10 protein-coding genes are annotated in these 17,536 nt (G+C 72.9%); 6 read left to right on the top strand and 4 right to left on the bottom strand.

The annotated features are described in order from the left end of the window. Positions 1 to 103 precede the first annotated feature (103 nt). Positions 104 to 1,897: a YbhB/YbcL family Raf kinase inhibitor-like protein gene (locus EDC50_RS09370; protein WP_123770201.1), complete on the top strand. Its 1,794-nt coding sequence runs from the start codon at positions 104 to 106 to the stop codon at positions 1,895 to 1,897. Between the two features lie 184 nt (positions 1,898 to 2,081). Further along, positions 2,082 to 2,423, top strand: a complete 342-nt coding sequence (locus EDC50_RS09365) for a cupin domain-containing protein (protein ID WP_123770200.1) — start codon at positions 2,082 to 2,084, stop codon at positions 2,421 to 2,423. Positions 2,424 to 2,744: 321 nt separating this feature from the next. Here the strand turns inward: EDC50_RS09365 and EDC50_RS09360 are convergent, their stop codons facing one another. Genes EDC50_RS09360 through EDC50_RS09350 form a run of 3 tightly spaced genes read right to left on the bottom strand, consistent with a single transcriptional unit; the run spans position 2,745 to position 5,026 of the window. Then, positions 2,745 to 3,218: a DUF2269 family protein gene (locus EDC50_RS09360; RefSeq protein ID WP_123770199.1), complete on the bottom strand. Its 474-nt coding sequence runs from the start codon at positions 3,216 to 3,218 to the stop codon at positions 2,745 to 2,747. After that, positions 3,199 to 4,479: an SDR family oxidoreductase gene (locus EDC50_RS09355; protein ID WP_123770198.1), complete on the bottom strand. Its 1,281-nt coding sequence runs from the start codon at positions 4,477 to 4,479 to the stop codon at positions 3,199 to 3,201. Before EDC50_RS09355 ends, EDC50_RS09360 begins: the two co-directional genes overlap by 20 nt. Before the next feature lie 13 nt (positions 4,480 to 4,492). Then, complete coding sequence (locus tag EDC50_RS09350; RefSeq protein ID WP_123770197.1) at positions 4,493 to 5,026, bottom strand: hypothetical protein; 534 nt, start codon at positions 5,024 to 5,026, stop codon at positions 4,493 to 4,495. A 1,080-nt stretch (positions 5,027 to 6,106) separates the two neighbouring features. Between EDC50_RS09350 and EDC50_RS16360 the strand changes: the two genes are divergently transcribed. From EDC50_RS16360 to EDC50_RS16355, 4 genes are all read left to right on the top strand, one after another. Continuing rightward, the gene (locus EDC50_RS16360) at positions 6,107 to 14,938 is read left to right on the top strand and encodes an ESPR-type extended signal peptide-containing protein (RefSeq protein WP_158635724.1); all 8,832 of its coding nucleotides are present in this window, start codon (positions 6,107 to 6,109) and stop codon (positions 14,936 to 14,938) included. 26 nt (positions 14,939 to 14,964) lie between these two features. Then, positions 14,965 to 15,801, top strand: coding sequence for an OmpA family protein (locus EDC50_RS09275; protein ID WP_123770196.1), 837 nt, complete (start codon positions 14,965 to 14,967; stop codon positions 15,799 to 15,801). A 229-nt stretch (positions 15,802 to 16,030) separates the two neighbouring features. Next, a complete protein-coding gene (locus EDC50_RS09270) occupies positions 16,031 to 16,522 on the top strand; it encodes a DUF4019 domain-containing protein (RefSeq protein ID WP_123770195.1) in 492 nt (163 codons plus the stop codon). A gap of 142 nt (positions 16,523 to 16,664) precedes the next feature. Next, the gene (locus EDC50_RS16355; protein ID WP_170167607.1) at positions 16,665 to 16,931 is read left to right on the top strand and encodes a hypothetical protein; all 267 of its coding nucleotides are present in this window, start codon (positions 16,665 to 16,667) and stop codon (positions 16,929 to 16,931) included. A 104-nt stretch (positions 16,932 to 17,035) separates the two neighbouring features. Here the strand turns inward: EDC50_RS16355 and EDC50_RS09260 are convergent, their stop codons facing one another. Next, positions 17,036 to 17,242 (bottom strand): hypothetical protein, encoded by a 207-nt coding sequence (locus EDC50_RS09260; protein ID WP_123770193.1) that lies wholly within the window; start codon positions 17,240 to 17,242, stop codon positions 17,036 to 17,038. Positions 17,243 to 17,536: the final 294 nt, after the last annotated feature.

The raw sequence follows: 17,536 nt of genomic DNA, 5'->3' as shown, positions 1-17,536 counted from the left end.
GCGACCATTGCCGCGATTCCCGCGCCCGGCGCCGCCGCGAGCCCTTGCCGCCGCGACGCGCGCGACGCATGCCGCCGCCGGGCGAACCGCAATGAGGTTCGCGATGAGACAGCTTCTCGCCGTTGCGATCGCCGCCGGTGCATCGTGCGCCGCCGCGCCCGCCCTCGCCCAGCAGGGCGACGGCACCGAACAGCGCCTCTCGGTCAGCGTGGTCAAGCCGGCCAAGGCCGAGCCCGGCCCGGCGCGCCTGGCGCAACTGAAGGCGCCGCAAGGCTTCGAAGTGGGCGTGTTCGCCAGCGGGCTGAAGAACCCGCGCATGCTCGCGGTGGCGCCTGACGGCACGGTCTACGTCAGCCGCCGCGAGCAGGGTGACGTGCTGATGCTGAGGGACGCCGACGGCGACGGCCGCGCCGACGGCGCGCCGCAGGCGGTGGCGCACCGCCCCGGCGCGCACGGCCTGGCGATCCGCGACGGCCGGCTGTACCTGGCCACGGTGAAGGAAGTGTTCGTCGCGCCGATCCGCGAGGACGGCACGCTCGGGCCGATGCGCATGCTGATCGGCGACCTGCCCGACGGCGGCCAGCATCCCAACCGCACGCTCGACTTCGGCCCCGACGGCATGCTCTACATCAGCGTCGGTTCCACCTGCAACGCGTGCAACGAGACCCATCCCGAGCACGCGACGCTGCTGCGCGCCGCGCCCGACGGCAGCTCGCGCACCATCTTCGCCCGCGGCCTGCGCAACACCATCGGCTTCGGCTGGCACCCGGCCACCGGCGAGCTGTGGGGCATGGACCACGGCATCGATTTCCTCGGCGACGACGTGCAGCCGGAGGAACTCAACAAGCTCGAGCTCGGCAAGCAGTACGGCTGGCCGCACGTCTGGGGCGACGGCGGCGAGAACCCGCAGAGCACGCCGCCGGGGGAGATCACCAAGGCGCAGTGGAAGGCGATCAGCGTGCCGATGGCGCTGGGTTACACCGCACACGCGGCGCCGATGCAGATGGTCTTCGCCGACGCGCGCAGCGGCTTCCCGCGGCAGATGCAGGGCGACGCGTTCGTGGCGATGCGCGGCTCGTGGAACCGCCAGCCGGCGTCCGGCTACGAGATCGTGCGCATCCGCTTCGACGGCGGCGAGCCGGCGGGATTCGAGCCCTTCGTCACCGGCTTCCTTAGCGCCGACGGCAAGAGCCACATCGCGCGGCCGGTCGGCCTGGCCTGGGCGAAGGACGGCGCGCTGCTGATGAGCGACGACGGCAACGGCACGATCTATCGGGTCGCCTACCGCGGCGGCAGGCCCGCCGGCGCGGCCAAGCCCCCGCCCGCCGGGCCGATGCGCGAGCAGGCGGCCAAGGGCGTCGGCGTACCGCTGGCGCTGCAGCGGGACGAGACCGCGGCGCGGCAAGCGGCGCCGATCCGGGTGTCCTCCGACGCCATCCCCGCCGGCGGCGAGATCCCCGCCAAGCACAGCGAGTACGCCGACGGCGTATCGCCGGCGTTGCGCTGGACGCCGGTGCCCGGCGCGCGCTCCTACGCGCTGATCATGGAGGACCCGGACGCCAAGCCGATCACACCCTTCGTGCACTGGGTGGCGTGGAACATCCCCGCCGAAGTGACCGCCTTGCCCGAAGGCCTGCACGAGCAGATGCGGCTGACCGAACCCGCAGGCCTGATGCAGGGGCGCACCAGCCGCGGCTCGGTCGGCTACTACGGCCCGCGCCCGCCGGCCGGCGACCCGCCGCATCGCTACCACATCCAGGTGCTGGCGCTGGACACGACCCTCGACCTGCCGCCCGGCGCCGACCGCGACCAGGTCCTCGCCGCCGCGCGCGGCCACGTGCTGGCCAAGGGCGAGCTGGTGGGCCGCTACCGCCAGGCGGTGAAGCCGCCGCGATAAGCTTCGTGCGTTCGCGGCCGCGGACCGCCATGTGGACGCGGTTCGCGCGCCGATTCCCGAGGAGGCCTGGACGACCCGGCCTTGCCCGTCGTTCCGGCGGTAGCGCGGGCGATCGTCCGGGCCCCGCTCGAGGGCAGACCCGTCCGCGCGCCTTCGCGCGAGGATCCGCAGCCAAGGGAGCACCATGAAACACCAGCGACTGATTTTCGAGGACGATTTCCGCGTCGCCTTCGAGGCCCATCGGGTACAGGCGGCCGAGATGACGATCGCGCCGGGCGACCGCGAGGGCGGCCCCGACAACCGCCACCGCGGCGCCGACCAGTGGCTGTTCGTGGTGGCGGGCGAAGGCGAGGCGATCGTCGAGGGCCGGCAGCAGCCGCTGGCCGCCGGCAGCCTGCTGCTGATCGAACGCGGCGAGCGCCACGAGATCCGCAACACCGGCGCGAAGCCGCTCAGGACCGTCAACTTCTACTCGCCGCCGGCCTACGACGCGCAGGGCGAGCCACTGCCCGCCGGCGAGGACTGAGCCGCGCGCGGCGAATCGCGGAGCGGGAGAAAGGCGTCGAAGGCGGCGTGCCGCTGTCGCGGCGGCGACGGACCCGTCCGGCGCGCACCGGAGGGCGCGCGAACCATGCGAACGACGGGAGCGACCCCGCGCGCCACCGCGGTGCGGCTGCCTGGAACCCGCCACGGCTCCGGGCGTGCGTTCCCGGCCTTCAGCTCAGGGCCTTGCGGGCCGTGGCCAGCCGCCGGACGACCGCGGATGGCGCGTGAGCCCGGGCGCGTTCCCGCAGGGGCGCGAAGCGCGGCCTGCGCGTCCGCGCCGCCCGCAGCCGAGGCGCGGCGCTCAGGCGAACGGCAGCCGCTTGGCCACCATCAGGTAGAAGATCGACAGGAACGCCACGAACGCGAGTACGCCCACCGCGGTCCATGCGCCGAGATAGCCCGCGTAGCGCGGCGGCAGCTCGGTGCCGGCCGCGTGCGCGGCGCGGGCGACGTCGCGCAGCTTCATCTGCAGCCACACCGCCGCGAACCACAGCGGCACCGCGATCGCGTACAGCACCAGCGACCAGTACAGCCACGGCGTGCCCAGCGGAATGCCGAGCCGGTGCGCCAGGTAGAAGCCGGTGAGCGGCTGGATCACCACGGTGCTGCCGGTGAACAGCCAGTCGGCGATCACCACGTGCCGGGTGATCGATGCGATCGCGTGCACGTCGCGGCTCCAGCTGGTCACGAACAGGTAGTACGCGCTGCCGACGCCGGTGCCGAACAGCACCGTCGAGGACAGCACGTGCAGGTATTTAACGGTCACCGGATCCATGCGGCTCGTCCAGTTCGTGCAAGGCCAGGATCATCGCCAGCAGCGGCAGGTTCTTCAGCACCGGGCCGTACGGGTGCGCCCAGTACTCCGGCAGGCACAGGGTAATCGCCGCGGTGTAGAACGCGATCAAGGCCAGCTGCGCGCGGTAGGCCCAGCGCCGCGTGCGCGCGAACAGCGTCCCCAGGCCGAGCAGCGCGTCGAGCCCGGCCGCGCCGTACAGCGCGGCCACCCCCAGCGTGCCGTGCAGGCCGGTGCGCGCCAGCAGCTCCAGGCTCCGCGGCACCGGGTAGGCGAACAGCGACACCCAGGCCGTGGCCAGCCACAGCAGCGCGACGCTCCAGCGCATCGGCGGCAGCAGCCAGTCCAGCCGCGCGCGCAGGCGCAGCGCGGCGCGCGCCTCGGCGTCGACGAACGCGGCCGGCGGCCGCGGCGGCCGGCCGAGCAGCGCGGCGAAGCGCGCCGGATCGGCGACGTTGCCGCCCTCGAGCATGCGCAGCGACTCCGGCGTGGCCAGGCTGCGCGGCGACAGCGCCGCCAGCCGCGCGCCCGCGCGCGCCAACGCGCCCGGCACCGGCAGCACGCGCAGGCGGCCGCGCAGGCCGAGCCCGCGGCGCAGCGCCGCCAGATAGTCGCGCAGCCGCAGCGGCGCGGGCCCGACCGCGGCCACCACCCCGCGTTGCGCGGGGTCTTCGAGCAGCCGGCGCAGTCCCGTGCACAGGTCGTCCAGGTGCAGCGGCTGGATCGGCTGCCGCCCGCCGCCCGGCAACGGCGTCAGCGGCAGCGCCGCCAGGCGCAGGAAGCCGCGCGCGCTGACCCCGCTCGGCGCGAACACCAGCGACGGCCGCACCACCGCTGCGTCCGTCGGCGATGCCAACAGCGCCGCGTCGGCGCGGCCCTTGCTGGAGAAATACGGCAACGGCGAATCCGGATCGGCGCCGAGCGCGGAGATCTGCACGATCCGCGGCACGCCGGCCTCGGCCGCGGCGCGGAACAGCGCCAGCGGCCCGTCCACGTGGATCGCCTCGAAGCGCTGCGCGCCGCGCTCGCGGAAGATCCCGACCGCGTTGACCAGCGCATCCACGCCCGCGAGCTGGCGGCGCCAGCGCTCCGGCTCGGGGCGGGCGTAGTCCACCTCGATCGCGTCCCGCGGCGCGTCGCCGATCCGGCGCAGCCCGAGCACGACCTGGTGCCCGTGCGCGGCCAGATCCGCGGCCAGCGCGCGGCCGATCAGGCCGCGGCCGCCGATCACCGCGATGCGCATGCCGCCTCCCCGCTCACCCCGCCGCTCCGGCATCGCGCCGGCGCGCGGCACGCGCCGCGGCGAATTCGCGCAACGCCGGCAGCACGCACAGCAGCAGCGCCGGCGCCAGCGCCGCGAGCCAGACCGGCGCGCCGAGCGCCGGCCGCCGCAGGGCGAGGCCCCAGCCCTGCGCCACCGCCGCGTCCCACTGCCAGGCGGCGAACAGACCCAGCGCGATCCACGGCGCCATGTCGAGCACGCTGTGCAGGTGCTGTTCGAGCGGATCGATCGTGCGCGCGGCGAACGCGTGCCGGGTGTCGAGATAGCCCACCGCCGCGTGCGCCAGCGCCGCCGCCAGCAGCAGCGCGAGCAGCGCGAGGCTGGGCCGCAGCGCCAGCGCCGCGACCAGCGCGCCACCGACCAGCGCCAGCTGCACCAGGTGCAGGGCCGATTCGCGCAGCCCCGAGGTATGCGGCAGGTCGGCGCGGCGGTGGCGGCGGAAATCGCCCCAGCCGGCCGCCAGCCAGAGCAGGTAGCCGGCGTAGGCGAGCGCGAGGCGCGGGCTCATGGCGCGCCTGCCGGCATCGCGGCGCTCGTTCGTGGACGCGGCCGCCCGCGGCGTCGCATGGCCCCGCCGCGGCATCGATGGCGCGCGCCCGGCGGCGCCGCACGCCACCCGGCGCTCCCGGCGCGGCCGGCGAATCCGCCCCGGGCCGCGGCCGCCGGGCGAGTGCCCGCGGCCGGACGGCATCGTCGGGCCCTCGGCGGTACCGTCCGGTCGTCGCGCACTCGCCGCATCGCAGGCCTCCGGTGTGCGGCGTGGATGCTAGGCGCGCGGCCGTGAAGGGCGGTTGATCGCGGCCGCAGTCGCGAGCCTCCGTGCACCGAAGCAAAGCGGAGCGCCGCCCGCGGTTCGACGGGCGGAGCACCGTGCCCGGGTCGAGCGTGCCGGTCGTCGCATCCGGCTTTCCGGCGACGGCGAAGACGCGCCGATCGGCGCTCCGCCCACGACGGCGACGAAACCTCGCCCGGCCGCCGGCTCACGCCCCGACGATGTGGCGAGAACCCGGCCAATCGTCGCGCCTCCGCGTCGTGGCGCCGAAGCGGGCATGGCCGTCCCGCGCCGCGGCCGCGCCGATACCGGCCGTCGCGGCGGCGCCATTCGCCGCGAAGGTGCGGTGCGCCGAGTTCGGCCATGGCGGTCCGCGCATCGCCCGATGTTTCCGCCGACGTCAGCCGCCGAGTTTGCGCAATCAGCGCTTTCGTCGCGGACGTCGCGATGAAGTGTGACTGCAGTCGGCCTTTACCCGGCGGAAATGAAATTTCCGGTGAGTTTGGGTGAGAAAAGGTGAGGAACGGTGAGTGTATTCCTGACGCTTCTGGGCCATAAGTGCGCAAAGCCGCCACGGCACGGGGCGGCTGGGGGCGGGGAGCATGGATGACGCACGAGTTCCTTCGAGTCGGCGCCGCGGCCCGCCCGCGCATGCCGTAGCCACGAGCAGACGCGAGCGTGACCGGTGCCCCGCACCGGCCGCGCCGCGCCGCGCCTGACGCAAAACCCGGCAAGGCCCGCGACAGCCTCGCGCGGCCGCGCCGCAGTTCGCCGCCGCGGAGAGATCCGCGGTTCTCTTCGGATGGGGAAAGCAGCATGAACAAGATCTACAGCCTGGTGTGGAGCCGGTCGCGCAATCAGCTGGTCGTGGCGTCCGAGTTGGCGTCGCCGAACGGCAAGGGCTCCGGAGTCCGCAAGGAAACGAAGGCCGTGTCCCTCGTCGCCGGACGATTCGGTTCGACGGCGTTGTTGCTGCCGCTGCTGTCGGCCGCGACGGGTTCGCTGACGCTGTTCGTCCCCGCGCCGGCGCTGGCCGGCACCTGCGTGCAGATGGACGCACAGGGCACGGATTCGGCTCTGGGCACCGGTGCCAGCGCACCGGTCACCTGCGGCTCGTTCTCCATCGCCATCGGCGCCGGCAGCGGCGCCACCGCGAGCAATTTCGGCGTCGCCATCGGCGATGCGGCGGCATCCACCGGCAGCAACTCCGTCGCGCTCGGGCGCCAGGCGCAGGCGACGGCCAACAACACCACGGTGGTCGGCCAAGCCGCGAGTGCGACCGCGGGCGGTGGCACCGCGATCGGAAACGGCGCGCGCGCCACGGCTACGGGCACCACGGCATTGGGCAGCAACGCCAACGCGGGCAGCGTCAACGCCATCGCCATCGGCTATCAGTCCGTCGCGTCCGGAACGAACTCGCTGGGGCTGATGGTCAACGCCAATGCGAGCGGAACCCAATCCATTTCGATCGGAACCAACAGCGCCGCGTCCGGTGCGAACGCGGTGGTGTTGGGTCCCACGGCGCAGGCGACGGCGGATGCCGCGACCGCCATCGGCAACGGCGCCCGGGCGACAGGCAACAGCGCCACCGCGCTCGGCACGCAAGCCGTGGCCATCGGCGACAGCACGGTCGCCATCGGGCAGGGGGCCGGCGCCGGATCGACCGCAACCAATACCGGGTCCATCGCCATGGGCATCGCGGCCGGCACGCTGGTCAGCGGTGCGCAGAACACGGCGATGGGCGCGGGTGCGCCCTCTGCGATGCGCGGCGCCGGCTCCGGCGTGACGGGCGCGCGCAACATCGCGCTCGGCACCGGCGATGGCACCGTGGCGTACGACGCCACTCTGGACGCGTCGGCGGGCAATCTGGTGTCGGGCAACGACAACATCGCCATCGGCACCAATGCGGGCATCGGCGTGGCGGCCAACGCCACCACCGCCATCGGCTACAACGCCAACGCGCGCGCCAACAACGCAACCGCCATGGGCACCGGCGCTTCGGCCGGCGGGATCGCCGCCACCGCGCTGGGCACGGCGGCCAACGCCTCCGCGCAGAACGCCATCGCGCTGGGCATCAGCGCGGCCGCCTCGGGGCTGAACGCGTTCGCGGCCGGTTCGCAGGCCAACGCGAGCGGCAACCAGGGCATCGCGATCGGCAACCAGGCCGCCGCGAGCGCGCTGGAAGGCACCGCGATCGGCTACCTGAGCCAGGCCAGCGGGATCAACTCGACCGCGCTCGGCAACCAGGTCACCGCGGCGGCGGAAGGCAGCGTCGCGATCGGCGCCAACACCGGGGTCGCGGTGGATGCCGCGTCCACCAACGGCGTCGCCATCGGCTGGAACGCGCGGGTGACCAACGCCGCCAACGCCCTGGCCATGGGCACCAACGCGCTTGCAAGCTCGGCCGAGGCCGTGGCGATCGGCTCCAACGCCACCGCCACCGGCGGCCGCGCGGTCTCGATCGGTGCCGGCAACACCGCCAACGGCGACGGCGCGGTCGCCATCGGCGACCCGAACACCGCGACCGGCAACGGCGCCGTGACCCAGGGCCTGGACAACACCGCCACCGGCAACGGCTCCGTCGCCATCGGCAACACCAACATGGTCGGCGGCGGCGGCCAGGCGGTGAGCACGCCGGGCACGGCGGCGCAGGGCGCGGTCGGCATCGGCTACCAGAACACGGTGATCGGCCAGGGTTCGGTCGCGCTCGGCAACGCCAGCCGTGCGGGAGGCGCGGGTGCGCTTGCCTTCGGCGACGCTGCGATCGCGACCCATGCCGCCGACGTGGCGATTGGTTCGGGCGCCGAGGCGGCCGGCGACGGCTCGCCCATCGGCATGGCCATCGCGGTCGGCGGGGGCCAGGCAACGGCTGCCGGCGCCATCGCGATCGGCAACGCGTTCAATGGCGGCGTGCAGGCAACCGGGCGGGACTCCGTGGCAATTGGTACGGAGGCGCTGGCGTCAGGATCGATCGCCACGGCGCTGGGCGGGGGGTCGGTGGCGACGGGAACGCGTTCCGTTGCCGTCGGCTTCCGTGCCGCTTCCGGCCAGACGAACGCACTGGCGCTTGGAACAGGAGCGACAGCAAACACCAGCGCGGGCGACGTGGCGCTGGGCTCGGGCTCGGTGACGGCGGCGGCGGTTCCGACGGCCAGCACCGTCATCCGCGGCACCACCTACAACTTCGCCGGTGCTGCGCCGACGAGCGTCGTTTCGGTCGGCGCGCCGGGCGCGGAGCGCCAGATCCAGAACGTCGCGGCCGGCCGGATCAGCGGGACCTCGACCGATGCGATCAACGGCTCGCAGCTCTTCGCCGTGCAGCAATCGCTGCAATCGGCGGTGTCCGGCGCGGCGCCGCATTACCTGAGTATCAACGACGGCGGCACGCCACGGGCAAACTATAACAACGACGGCGCCACCGGCATGTTCGCACTGGCCACGGGCGCGGTAGCTTCCGCCGCCGGCCCGGAGGCGACTGCCGTTGGTTATCAGACCGTCGCCTCGGGCGAGAACTCGACCGCGATCGGCAACCAGGTTACCGCCGCGGCTGCCGGCAGCATCGCCATCGGCGGCAACGGTGCGATGAAGATGTCGGTCGATGCGGCATCGCTGTACGGCATCGCGATCGGCTACAACTCCAGCGTGATCAATGCGCCGAACGGCATCGCGATTGGCCTGTCGTCCTCGGCGGGTGGTCATAACGCGGCGGCATTCGGCGTCGGGGCGAACGCCACCGGGCCGGCGGCGATTGCGCTCGGACAGAATTCGGTCGCTTCAGCGTCGTGGGGGGCGGCGCTCGGCCGCGACGCGACGGCATCGGCTGAGCGAGCAACGGCCCTTGGCGGGGGCAGCCGGGCTGTCGGCATCAGATCGCTCGCGGCCGGTGCCGACGCCAACGCCTCCAACGATGGCGCCATTGCGATCGGCAATCTGTCCGTCGCGGACGGGCAGCAGACCCTTGCCTTGGGCAATGCCGCCTCTGCCCTCAATTATCAGTCTCTGGCTATCGGCAATGCTGCCGGTGCCGACGGCAACAGCGTCGTTGCGATTGGTTCCAACGCCAATGCGACCAATTACGCGGGCGTTGCGCTCGGCCTGGACAGCGTGACCGACGGCAACAGCACGGTTTCGATCGGCCGCGCCGCGCAGTCGCACGACTTCGAGGCGGTCGCGATAGGCGCCGAAAGCACAGGCGCTCTCGCTGGCACGGCGATTGGCGCGCGAAGCGTCGCGACGGGGGGAAGTTCGACCGCCCTGGGCCGGGCGGCAAGCGCCACCGGTTTCCGCGCGACTGCCATCAGTTTCGAGGCCGATGCGGCCGGGGAGCAGGCGACCGCGATCGGCTACCAGGCCAGCGCCTCGGCGCTCAACGCGATCGCGATGGGCACCAGCGCCGTCGCCGACGCCGAGGACGCCGTCGCCATCGGCAACGCTTCCACCGCCACCGGCGGCAGGGCGGTGGCGATCGGCGCCGGCAATCTCGCCAACGGCGACGGCGCGGTGGCGATCGGCGACCCGAACACCGCGACCGGCAACGGTGCGGTCGCGTCCGGCCTGGACAACACCGCCACCGGCAACGGCGCGGTGGCGATGGGCAACACCAACCTGGTCGGCGGCGGCGGGCAGGCGGTGAGCACGCCGGGCAATCCGGCGCAGGGCGCGGTGGGCATCGGCTACCGGAACACCGTGATCGGCCAGGGCAGCGTGGCGCTGGGCAACAACAACCGCGCCGAAGGCGCGGGCACGGTCGCGCTGAGCGAATCCAGCAGCGCCATCGGCGAAAACGCCATCGCCATCGGCGGCAACGCAACGGCCAACGGCGCCAGCGCGCTGGCGATGGGCCGCGTGAGCAACGCCACGGGCATCAACGCGCTGGCCATCGGCACCGACGCCGGCGCCGGCTTCAACAACACCGTGGCGCTCGGCACCTCCTCCCGGGCCTCGGCGGCGGACGCGACGGCGCTCGGATCGGGTGCGATCGCCACCAATCGCTGGGACGTCGCGCTGGGCTCGGGCTCGGTGACGGCAGCCGCAGTGGGCACGCCGAGCGTCGTGATCGGCGGCACCGCGTACAACTTCGCGGGCACCAATCCGTTGTCGACCGTCAGCGTCGGCGCGCCGGGTGCCGAGCGGACCATCACCAACGTGGCGGCCGGCCGCATCAGCGCGGCCTCCACCGACGCCATCAACGGCTCGCAGCTGTACGCCACCAACCAGGCGCTGCAGGCGGCCATCGCCGCCGGCGAAGTCCACTACTTCAGCGTCAACGACAACGGCACGATCGGCGCCAACTACAACAACGATGGCGCCAGCGCCAGGTTCGCGCTCGCGGCCGGCGTGGGCGCGGCCGCGAGCGGGATCCAGAGCACGGCGATCGGCTACATGTCCAGCGCGACCGCCCTGGAAGGAACCGCCATCGGCTACAACGCCGTAGCCGCAGGCATCAACGCCACCGCAGTGGGCAACCAGGTGCACGCGCTGGCGGATGGCAGCGTCGCCCTTGGCAACAGTGTCATCGGTGACATGGTCGATGCCGCGTCCACGAACGGCATTTCGATCGGGTTCAATTCGTCGGTCGCAAACGCCCAGTCGGGCATCGCCATGGGCACCCGGTCCCTCGTCTCGGGCGGAAGCGGCGTCGCGATCGGCAACTCCGCCGAGGCAACCGCCATCTGGACCACCGCACTGGGCGTCGAATCGACGGCCGCGGGCCAGAGCGCGACCGCACTGGGCGCGTTTGCGAACGCGATTGGCGACGGCGCGGTGGCGATCGGCGGCGGCGCCGGGTCCGGATCGACGGCAGCCAACGCAAATTCCATTGCGATGGGCGTCGGAGCCGGCCAGTTCGTCACCGGCGCACAGAACGTCGGCATCGGCGGCGGCATCACCAACGCCCAGAAGGGCGCAGGCGCAGGCGTGACAGGCACGCGGAACATCGCGCTTGGCAGCGGTGACGGTACGGTCGACTACGACGGCACCCAGGCGGCCTCCGCCGGCAACAACGTGACGGGCGACGACAACGTCGCCATCGGCACCAATGCCGGCATTGGCATCGCCGCCAGCGGAACGACCTCGATCGGTCTCAACGCAATGGCCGACGCGGATGATGCCGTGGCGATCGGCTCCAACGCCACCGCCACCGGCGGCAAGGCCGTGTCGATCGGCGCCGGCAACACCGCTTACGGCGACGGCGCGGTCGCGATCGGCGACCCGAGCTACGCCAGCGGCACCGGCGCCTTCACCGGCGGCGCGAACAACATCGCCAACAGCGACGGCACGGCCAGCGCCACGGCGGCGAACCAAGCCGCCGGCGCGGTGGCGATCGGCAACAACAACCGCGCGATCGGCCAGGGCAGCGTGGCATTGGGCAACGGTTCCACCGCGGGCGCGGCCGGCATCGCCGGCAACGTGGCGATCGGCGACGGCGCCGTGGCCGCGGCGGGCGCCGGCGACGTGGCGCTGGGCTCGGGGTCGGTGACGGCCGCCGCGGTGGCGACGTCCAGCGCCACGATCGACGGCGTGGTCTATGGCTTCGCCGGCACCGCGCCGGCGAGCACGGTGAGCGTCGGTGCGGCGGGCGCCGAGCGGACCATCACCCACGTCGCGGCCGGGCGCGTCAGCGCGACGTCGACGGACGCGATCAACGGCTCGCAGCTGTTCGCCGCGACCCAGGCGATCGAGAACCTCAGCACCGAGATCGATGCCGGCGTGGTCCACTACTACAGCGTGAACGACAACGGCGTCGCCGGGGGCAACCATGCCAACGACGGCGCCACCGGCCTCAACGCGCTGGCGGCCGGCGTCGGCGCGGCGGCGGCCGGCGAGGGCTCCGTCGCCGTGGGCTTCGGCGCCACCGCCGACGACGCCAACAGCGTGGCGCTGGGCGCCGGCTCCGCCACGGATCCGGCGGTGGCGACGCTGAACGCGACCGTGAACGGCACCACCTACGGCTTCGCCGGCACCAGCCCGACGGGCACGGTGAGCGTCGGCGCGCCGGGCGCCGAGCGCACCATCACCCACGTCGCGGCCGGGCGCATCAGCGGCACCTCCACCGACGCGATCAACGGTTCGCAGCTGTACGCGACCAACCAGGCGGTGGAGACGTTGGGCGGCGGCTGGAGCGTCAGCGCCGAGGGGGCCAATGCGTCCAACGTCGGCGTGGCCAGCGCCACCGGCAACAGCCTCGACCTGCGCAACGACGATGGCAATCTGGTCGTGAGCAAGAACGCGACCAGCAACGACGTCAGCTTCGACCTGGCCGACGACATCACGGTGAACAGCGTCAGCGCGGGCGGCACCGTGCTGAACGGCACGGGCCTGACCATCGCCGGCGGCCCGAGCGTGACCACCGGCGGCATCGACGCGGGCAACCTCGCCATCACCAACGTGGCCGCGGGCGTGAACCCGACCGACGCGGTCAACCTCAGCCAGCTCACCGACGCGGTGGGCGCCGCGCAGACGCACTACTACAGCGTCAACGACAACGGCGTGGCCGGTGGCAACCATGCCAACGACGGCGCCACGGGCCTCAACGCGCTGGCGGCCGGCGTCGGCGCCGCGGCTTCGGGCGAGGCGGCGGTGGCCATCGGCTTCGGCGCCACCGCCGTCCATGCCGGCAGCGTGGCCCTGGGCGCGGGCGCCGCCACGGCGGTGGCGGTCGGTACCACCGGCATCGTGCTCGACGGGCAGTCGTATGCGTTCGCCGGCGGCGCGCCGGTCGGGACGGTGAGCATCGGCGCGGCCGGCCAGGAGCGCACGCTGACCAACGTGGCGGCTGGCCGCATCGGCGCGGGCTCCACCGACGCGATCAACGGCTCGCAGTTGCATGCGACCAACCAGGCGGTGGAGAACCTGGCCACCACCGTCGAGGCCAACGCGACGCACTACTACAGCGTCAACGACGGCGGCACGCCGCAAGCCAACCACGCGAACGACGGCGCCACCGGGATCAACTCGCTCGCCGCGGGCGTGGCCGCCAGCGCCACCGGCGAAGGCGGCGTGGCCGTCGGCTTCAACGCCTCGGCGACCACCGCCGGCGCCGTGGCGATCGGCGCCGGATCGGTGTCCGACCGGGCGGTCGCGCCGCAATCCGGCGGCATCCTCGCCGGCACCGGCCTGGTTCCGTACAACACGACCGACAAGACCCTGCTGGGCGCGGTGTCGGTGGGCAACGCCACCTCGTACCGGCAGATCACCAACGTCGCCGACGGCACCGAGGACCAGGACGCAGTGACGCTGCGCCAGCTGAAGGGCGCGCTGAGCTCGTTCGCGGTGACGCCGACCCTGTACTTCCATGCCAACTCGACCGCGGCGGACTCGCTCGCCGCCGGCGCCGAATCGGTGGCGATCGGCCCGCGCACCACGGTCAACGGCGACAACGGCATCGGCATGGGCAACGGCGCCGTCGTGCAGATGACGGCGCCGGGCGGCATCGCGATCGGCCAGAACTCGACCGTCAACTTCGCCGACGGCGTGGCCCTGGGCACCCACGCGGTGGCGAACGGCGCGCAGGCGACGGCGCTCGGCCCGGGCGCCACCGCGAACGAGCCGGGCAGCGTCGCCCTCGGCGCGGGTTCGACCACCGCGGCGGCGGTGGCGACCACCGGCACCACGATCAACGGCGTGAACTACGGGTTCGCCGGCACGAATCCGACCAGCACGGTGAGCGTGGGCGCGGTGGGCGCCGAGCGCACCGTCACCAACGTGGCGGCCGGCCGCATCTCCGCCGACAGCACCGACGCGATCAACGGCAGCCAGCTCCACGCCACCCACCAGGCGATCGCCCAGGTGGACAACCGCGTCACCAACATCGAGACCACGATCAAGAACATCAACAACGGCTCGACCGGCATGTTCCAGGTGAGCGCGGACAGCGCCGGCGCGCCAGCCCCGACCGGCAGCAACTCGGCCGCGGGCGGCGCGGGGGCGACGGCGTCGGGCAACAACAGCACCGCGGTCGGCAACGCCAGCACGGCCTCGGGCACCGGCAGCTCCGCGTTCGGCAACGGCGCGTCGGCGACCGGCAACAACAGCGTCGCCATCGGCGCCGGTTCGGTGGCTTCCGCCGACAACACGGTGTCGGTCGGCGCGGCCGGCAGCGAACGCCGCATCACCAACGTCGCTGCGGGCGTGGCCGACACCGATGCGGTGAACGTCTCGCAGTTGAAGGGCATCACCGCCGGCGGGGTGCAGTACGACAAGAACGCCGACGGCTCCAACAACTACAACAGCATCACCTTGAACGCGGGCGGCTCGGGCCCGACCACGATCCACAACGTGGCCGCGGGCGTGAACGCGACCGACGCCGTGAACGTCGGCCAGCTGCAGTCCGGCCTCAGCAACATGCTCAGCCAGGCCAACAGCTACACCGACGCGCGCCTGGGCGAGCTGCAGGACGACATCTGGACCATGGACCGCGGCTACCGCGGCGCCACCGCGTCGGCGATGGCGATGGCGGGCTTGCCGCAGGCCTACCTGCCGGGCAAGAGCATGCTCGCGGTGGGCCTGGGCGGCTACCAGAGCGAGTACGGCATGGCGGTGGGCCTGTCGGGCATCACCGACAACGGCCGCTGGGTCTACAAGGCCCAGGCCAGCGGCAACACCGCGCGCGACTGGGGTTTCTCGGTCGGCGCGGGCATCCAGTGGTGAGCGGCGCGGCCGAACGGAGAACGCACATGAAGATCGGAAAACATGCAGGAGCGGCGCTCGGCTGGACGGCGTTGGCGCTGGCGGCGGCGATGGCGGGCGCGGGCTGCACCCGCCACGTCAGCCGCGACGTTTCGCCCGAGGGCACCGCGGGCGAGGTGGTCTTCCCGGCCCGGGAGCGGATCGTGCTGGAGGAGGGCACCTTCCCGAACCGGGAAAGCCTGCGCCAGATCGGCCCGGGCGCGACCAAGGACCAGCTTTACCACCTGATCGGCCGGCCGCACTTCCGCGAGGGCTTCGCCGCGCGCGAGTGGGACTACCTGTTCCACTTCCGCGAGGGCGACCGCATCGTCACCTGCCAGTACAAGGTGATCTTCGACCGCCAGTACCGCGGCCGCAGCTTCCATTGGTCCCCCGCGGAATGCGCCGGCCTGCTGCAGGGCGGCGACGAAGCGGCCGGCGGTCAGTCCGCGGCCGGCGCGGCGAAGCGCTTCGAGGTTTCGACCGACGCGCTGTTCGCGTTCGACCGCTCGGACGTGGCCGACATCCTGCCCCACGGACGCGAGGAGATCGCCCGCATCGCCGCGCAGATCCGCGGCGGGACCGGCCAGTACCGCACGCGCGTGATCGGCCATACCGACGGGATCGGCGACGCGGCGTACAACCTGGCGCTGTCGCAGCGGCGGGCGGAGACCGTGCGCCGGCTGCTGATCGACGACGGCGTGCCCGCGGAACGGATCACCGCCGAAGGCCGCGGCGAAGCCGAGCCGCTGAAGCGCTGCGACCCGTCGCTGCCGCGCGCCGCGCTGATCGACTGCCTGCAACCGAACCGCCGCGTCGTGATCGCCACGGACGGCGTCCGATGAAGCCATTCACGAATCCGCGGCGTCCTCCCGTGACGGCCGCCGGATCTTCCGGGCTACTCTCCCCGGACGCCGGGCGGCCGCCCGCCGCTTCGGCGGCGGCAGCCGCGGCCGCGCCCCGCTTCCCCGGGGCGATGCCGCAGCGCCGCGCACGCGGCCCATCGGGGCAGGCGGGTTCGCCTCCCCCGATCCTTCTTCTTCCGCCCTACGCCATGCAGTACCGAGGAATGCCATGAAACGCTTCGCTTCGCCGCAGAGGTTGATCCCGTGGGCCCTGGCCCTGTGCGTCCTGGCCGCGCCCGCCGCGGCGCAGACTCCGCGGGCCACGCGCCCGGCGCAGGCGCCGCAACAGGCGGCCGCCACGCAGGACATCGATCCGAACACGCTCGCCAACGCCGCGGTGCAGGTGTTGGCCGGTTTCGACCGCGACCAGGCGGGCGCGCTGTGGGACGGCGCCTCGGCGGTCACCAAGCGCACGGTGAAGCGCGAAGAGTTCGTCGGCCATTTGGCGAAGACGCGCAAGCCGCTGGGCGCGCCGGTCGAGCGCAGCTGGCTCGCGGTGCGCCGCCAGCAGGTGACCGGCGGCACCCAGCTGCCGCCCGGCCTCTATGCCAGCATCGAGTTCGCGACGCGCTTCCAGAACAACCGCACCGCGCGCGAGCTGGTCTCGCTGCGCCTGGACGAAGACCGGGTGTGGCGCTTCGCCGGCTACGTGATCGAGTAAGTCCGCGCCTGGCCCACGAACGCGGCGAGTGCGCGTGCGGCGCGCCGCGTTGCGCGGTCCGCGTCGAGGCACATCGGCATGCGGGAAGCGGGCGCGTAAAGCGATCGGGAAGGCCGAAGCCTTCCCGATTCGCAGATCCTGGATGTCGCCGACGGCATCAGCGGCGCTGTTCCTGGCGGTTCTGGCCTTCCTGACGATTCTGCTGTCCGCCTTCCTGGCGGTTCTGCTGGCCACCTTCCTGGCGGTTCTGGCCTTCCTGCCGGTTCTGCTGGCCACCTTCCTGGCGATTCTGCTGTCCGCCTTCCTGGCGGTTCTGGCCCTCTTCGCGCTGGTTCTGGTTACCCATCTCGAACATCCCGTTTGCCCCGACCGATCGTCGGTAGAAGACATGCTGCGCGGCTGCGGGTGACACGTGCGTGAGATCGAAGCGGGTTTCGCGTTCGCGCGGGTAAACGCTTAAGAGAGGTGACGCCGCCGTCATGCGCGCCGCGCCTTCGCTATCCATGCGTCGATTCAGGCGCGCGTCTCGCAGAAGTAGCAGGCCTGTCCGCAGGCCGGATCGTAGTCGCCGATGATCGCCAGGACGAGCGATTCGTCGTTCTTCGCGAGCTCCTCATCGATGCAGAATCGGCACACGGTTACGCGGAATTGCCGGCTGGCGTCGCCGGGGGACACGAGAATGCCGAGGACCATGCAGGTCCGGAAAGCGGGATGGGTCAAGCGATCTCCTCCGCCTCGGGGCGGATGCGCCGCGAACAACCCCGACGCGAATGCGATCGCGCGGGCGGTTCTTCGGGGCGGGAGCCGTCCGGTCGACGGCCTGTGATTCGCGCGGGACGGCGTCCGGCGGGCGAAAGTTGCTTTCGCATCGCCATCCTGCGCGCGGGAACATGACTGCCGCTTATCCGAGGCGACAACGCCCCGGGTCGGCGCGCCGGCCGGCCGGCCGCGAGGCGCAGGCGCAGCGCCACGCCCGCTCGCCGCGGCTGCTTCCTTGCCGTCCATGTCGAGGTG

The sequence above is a fragment of the Vulcaniibacterium tengchongense genome (assembly GCF_003814555.1).
In the GTDB taxonomy this organism is placed as follows: Bacteria; Pseudomonadota; Gammaproteobacteria; order Xanthomonadales; family Xanthomonadaceae; genus Vulcaniibacterium; species Vulcaniibacterium tengchongense.
The sequence above is the reverse complement of the archived record's forward strand: the minus strand, read 5'-3'. Positions and strand labels throughout refer to the sequence as shown.

Coding starts and splice junctions, on each gene's coding strand:
- EDC50_RS09350 (WP_123770197.1), bottom strand. CDS start 5,026: ATGAGCCCGCGCCTCGCGCTCGCCTACGCCGGCTACCTGCTCTGGCTG.
- EDC50_RS09275 (WP_123770196.1), top strand. CDS start 14,965: ATGAAGATCGGAAAACATGCAGGAGCGGCGCTCGGCTGGACGGCGTTG.
- EDC50_RS09365 (WP_123770200.1), top strand. CDS start 2,082: ATGAAACACCAGCGACTGATTTTCGAGGACGATTTCCGCGTCGCCTTC.
- EDC50_RS16360 (WP_158635724.1), top strand. CDS start 6,107: ATGAACAAGATCTACAGCCTGGTGTGGAGCCGGTCGCGCAATCAGCTG.
- EDC50_RS09370 (WP_123770201.1), top strand. CDS start 104: ATGAGACAGCTTCTCGCCGTTGCGATCGCCGCCGGTGCATCGTGCGCC.
- EDC50_RS09355 (WP_123770198.1), bottom strand. CDS start 4,479: ATGCGCATCGCGGTGATCGGCGGCCGCGGCCTGATCGGCCGCGCGCTG.
- EDC50_RS09270 (WP_123770195.1), top strand. CDS start 16,031: ATGAAACGCTTCGCTTCGCCGCAGAGGTTGATCCCGTGGGCCCTGGCC.
- EDC50_RS16355 (WP_170167607.1), top strand. CDS start 16,665: ATGTCGCCGACGGCATCAGCGGCGCTGTTCCTGGCGGTTCTGGCCTTC.
- EDC50_RS09360 (WP_123770199.1), bottom strand. CDS start 3,218: ATGGATCCGGTGACCGTTAAATACCTGCACGTGCTGTCCTCGACGGTG.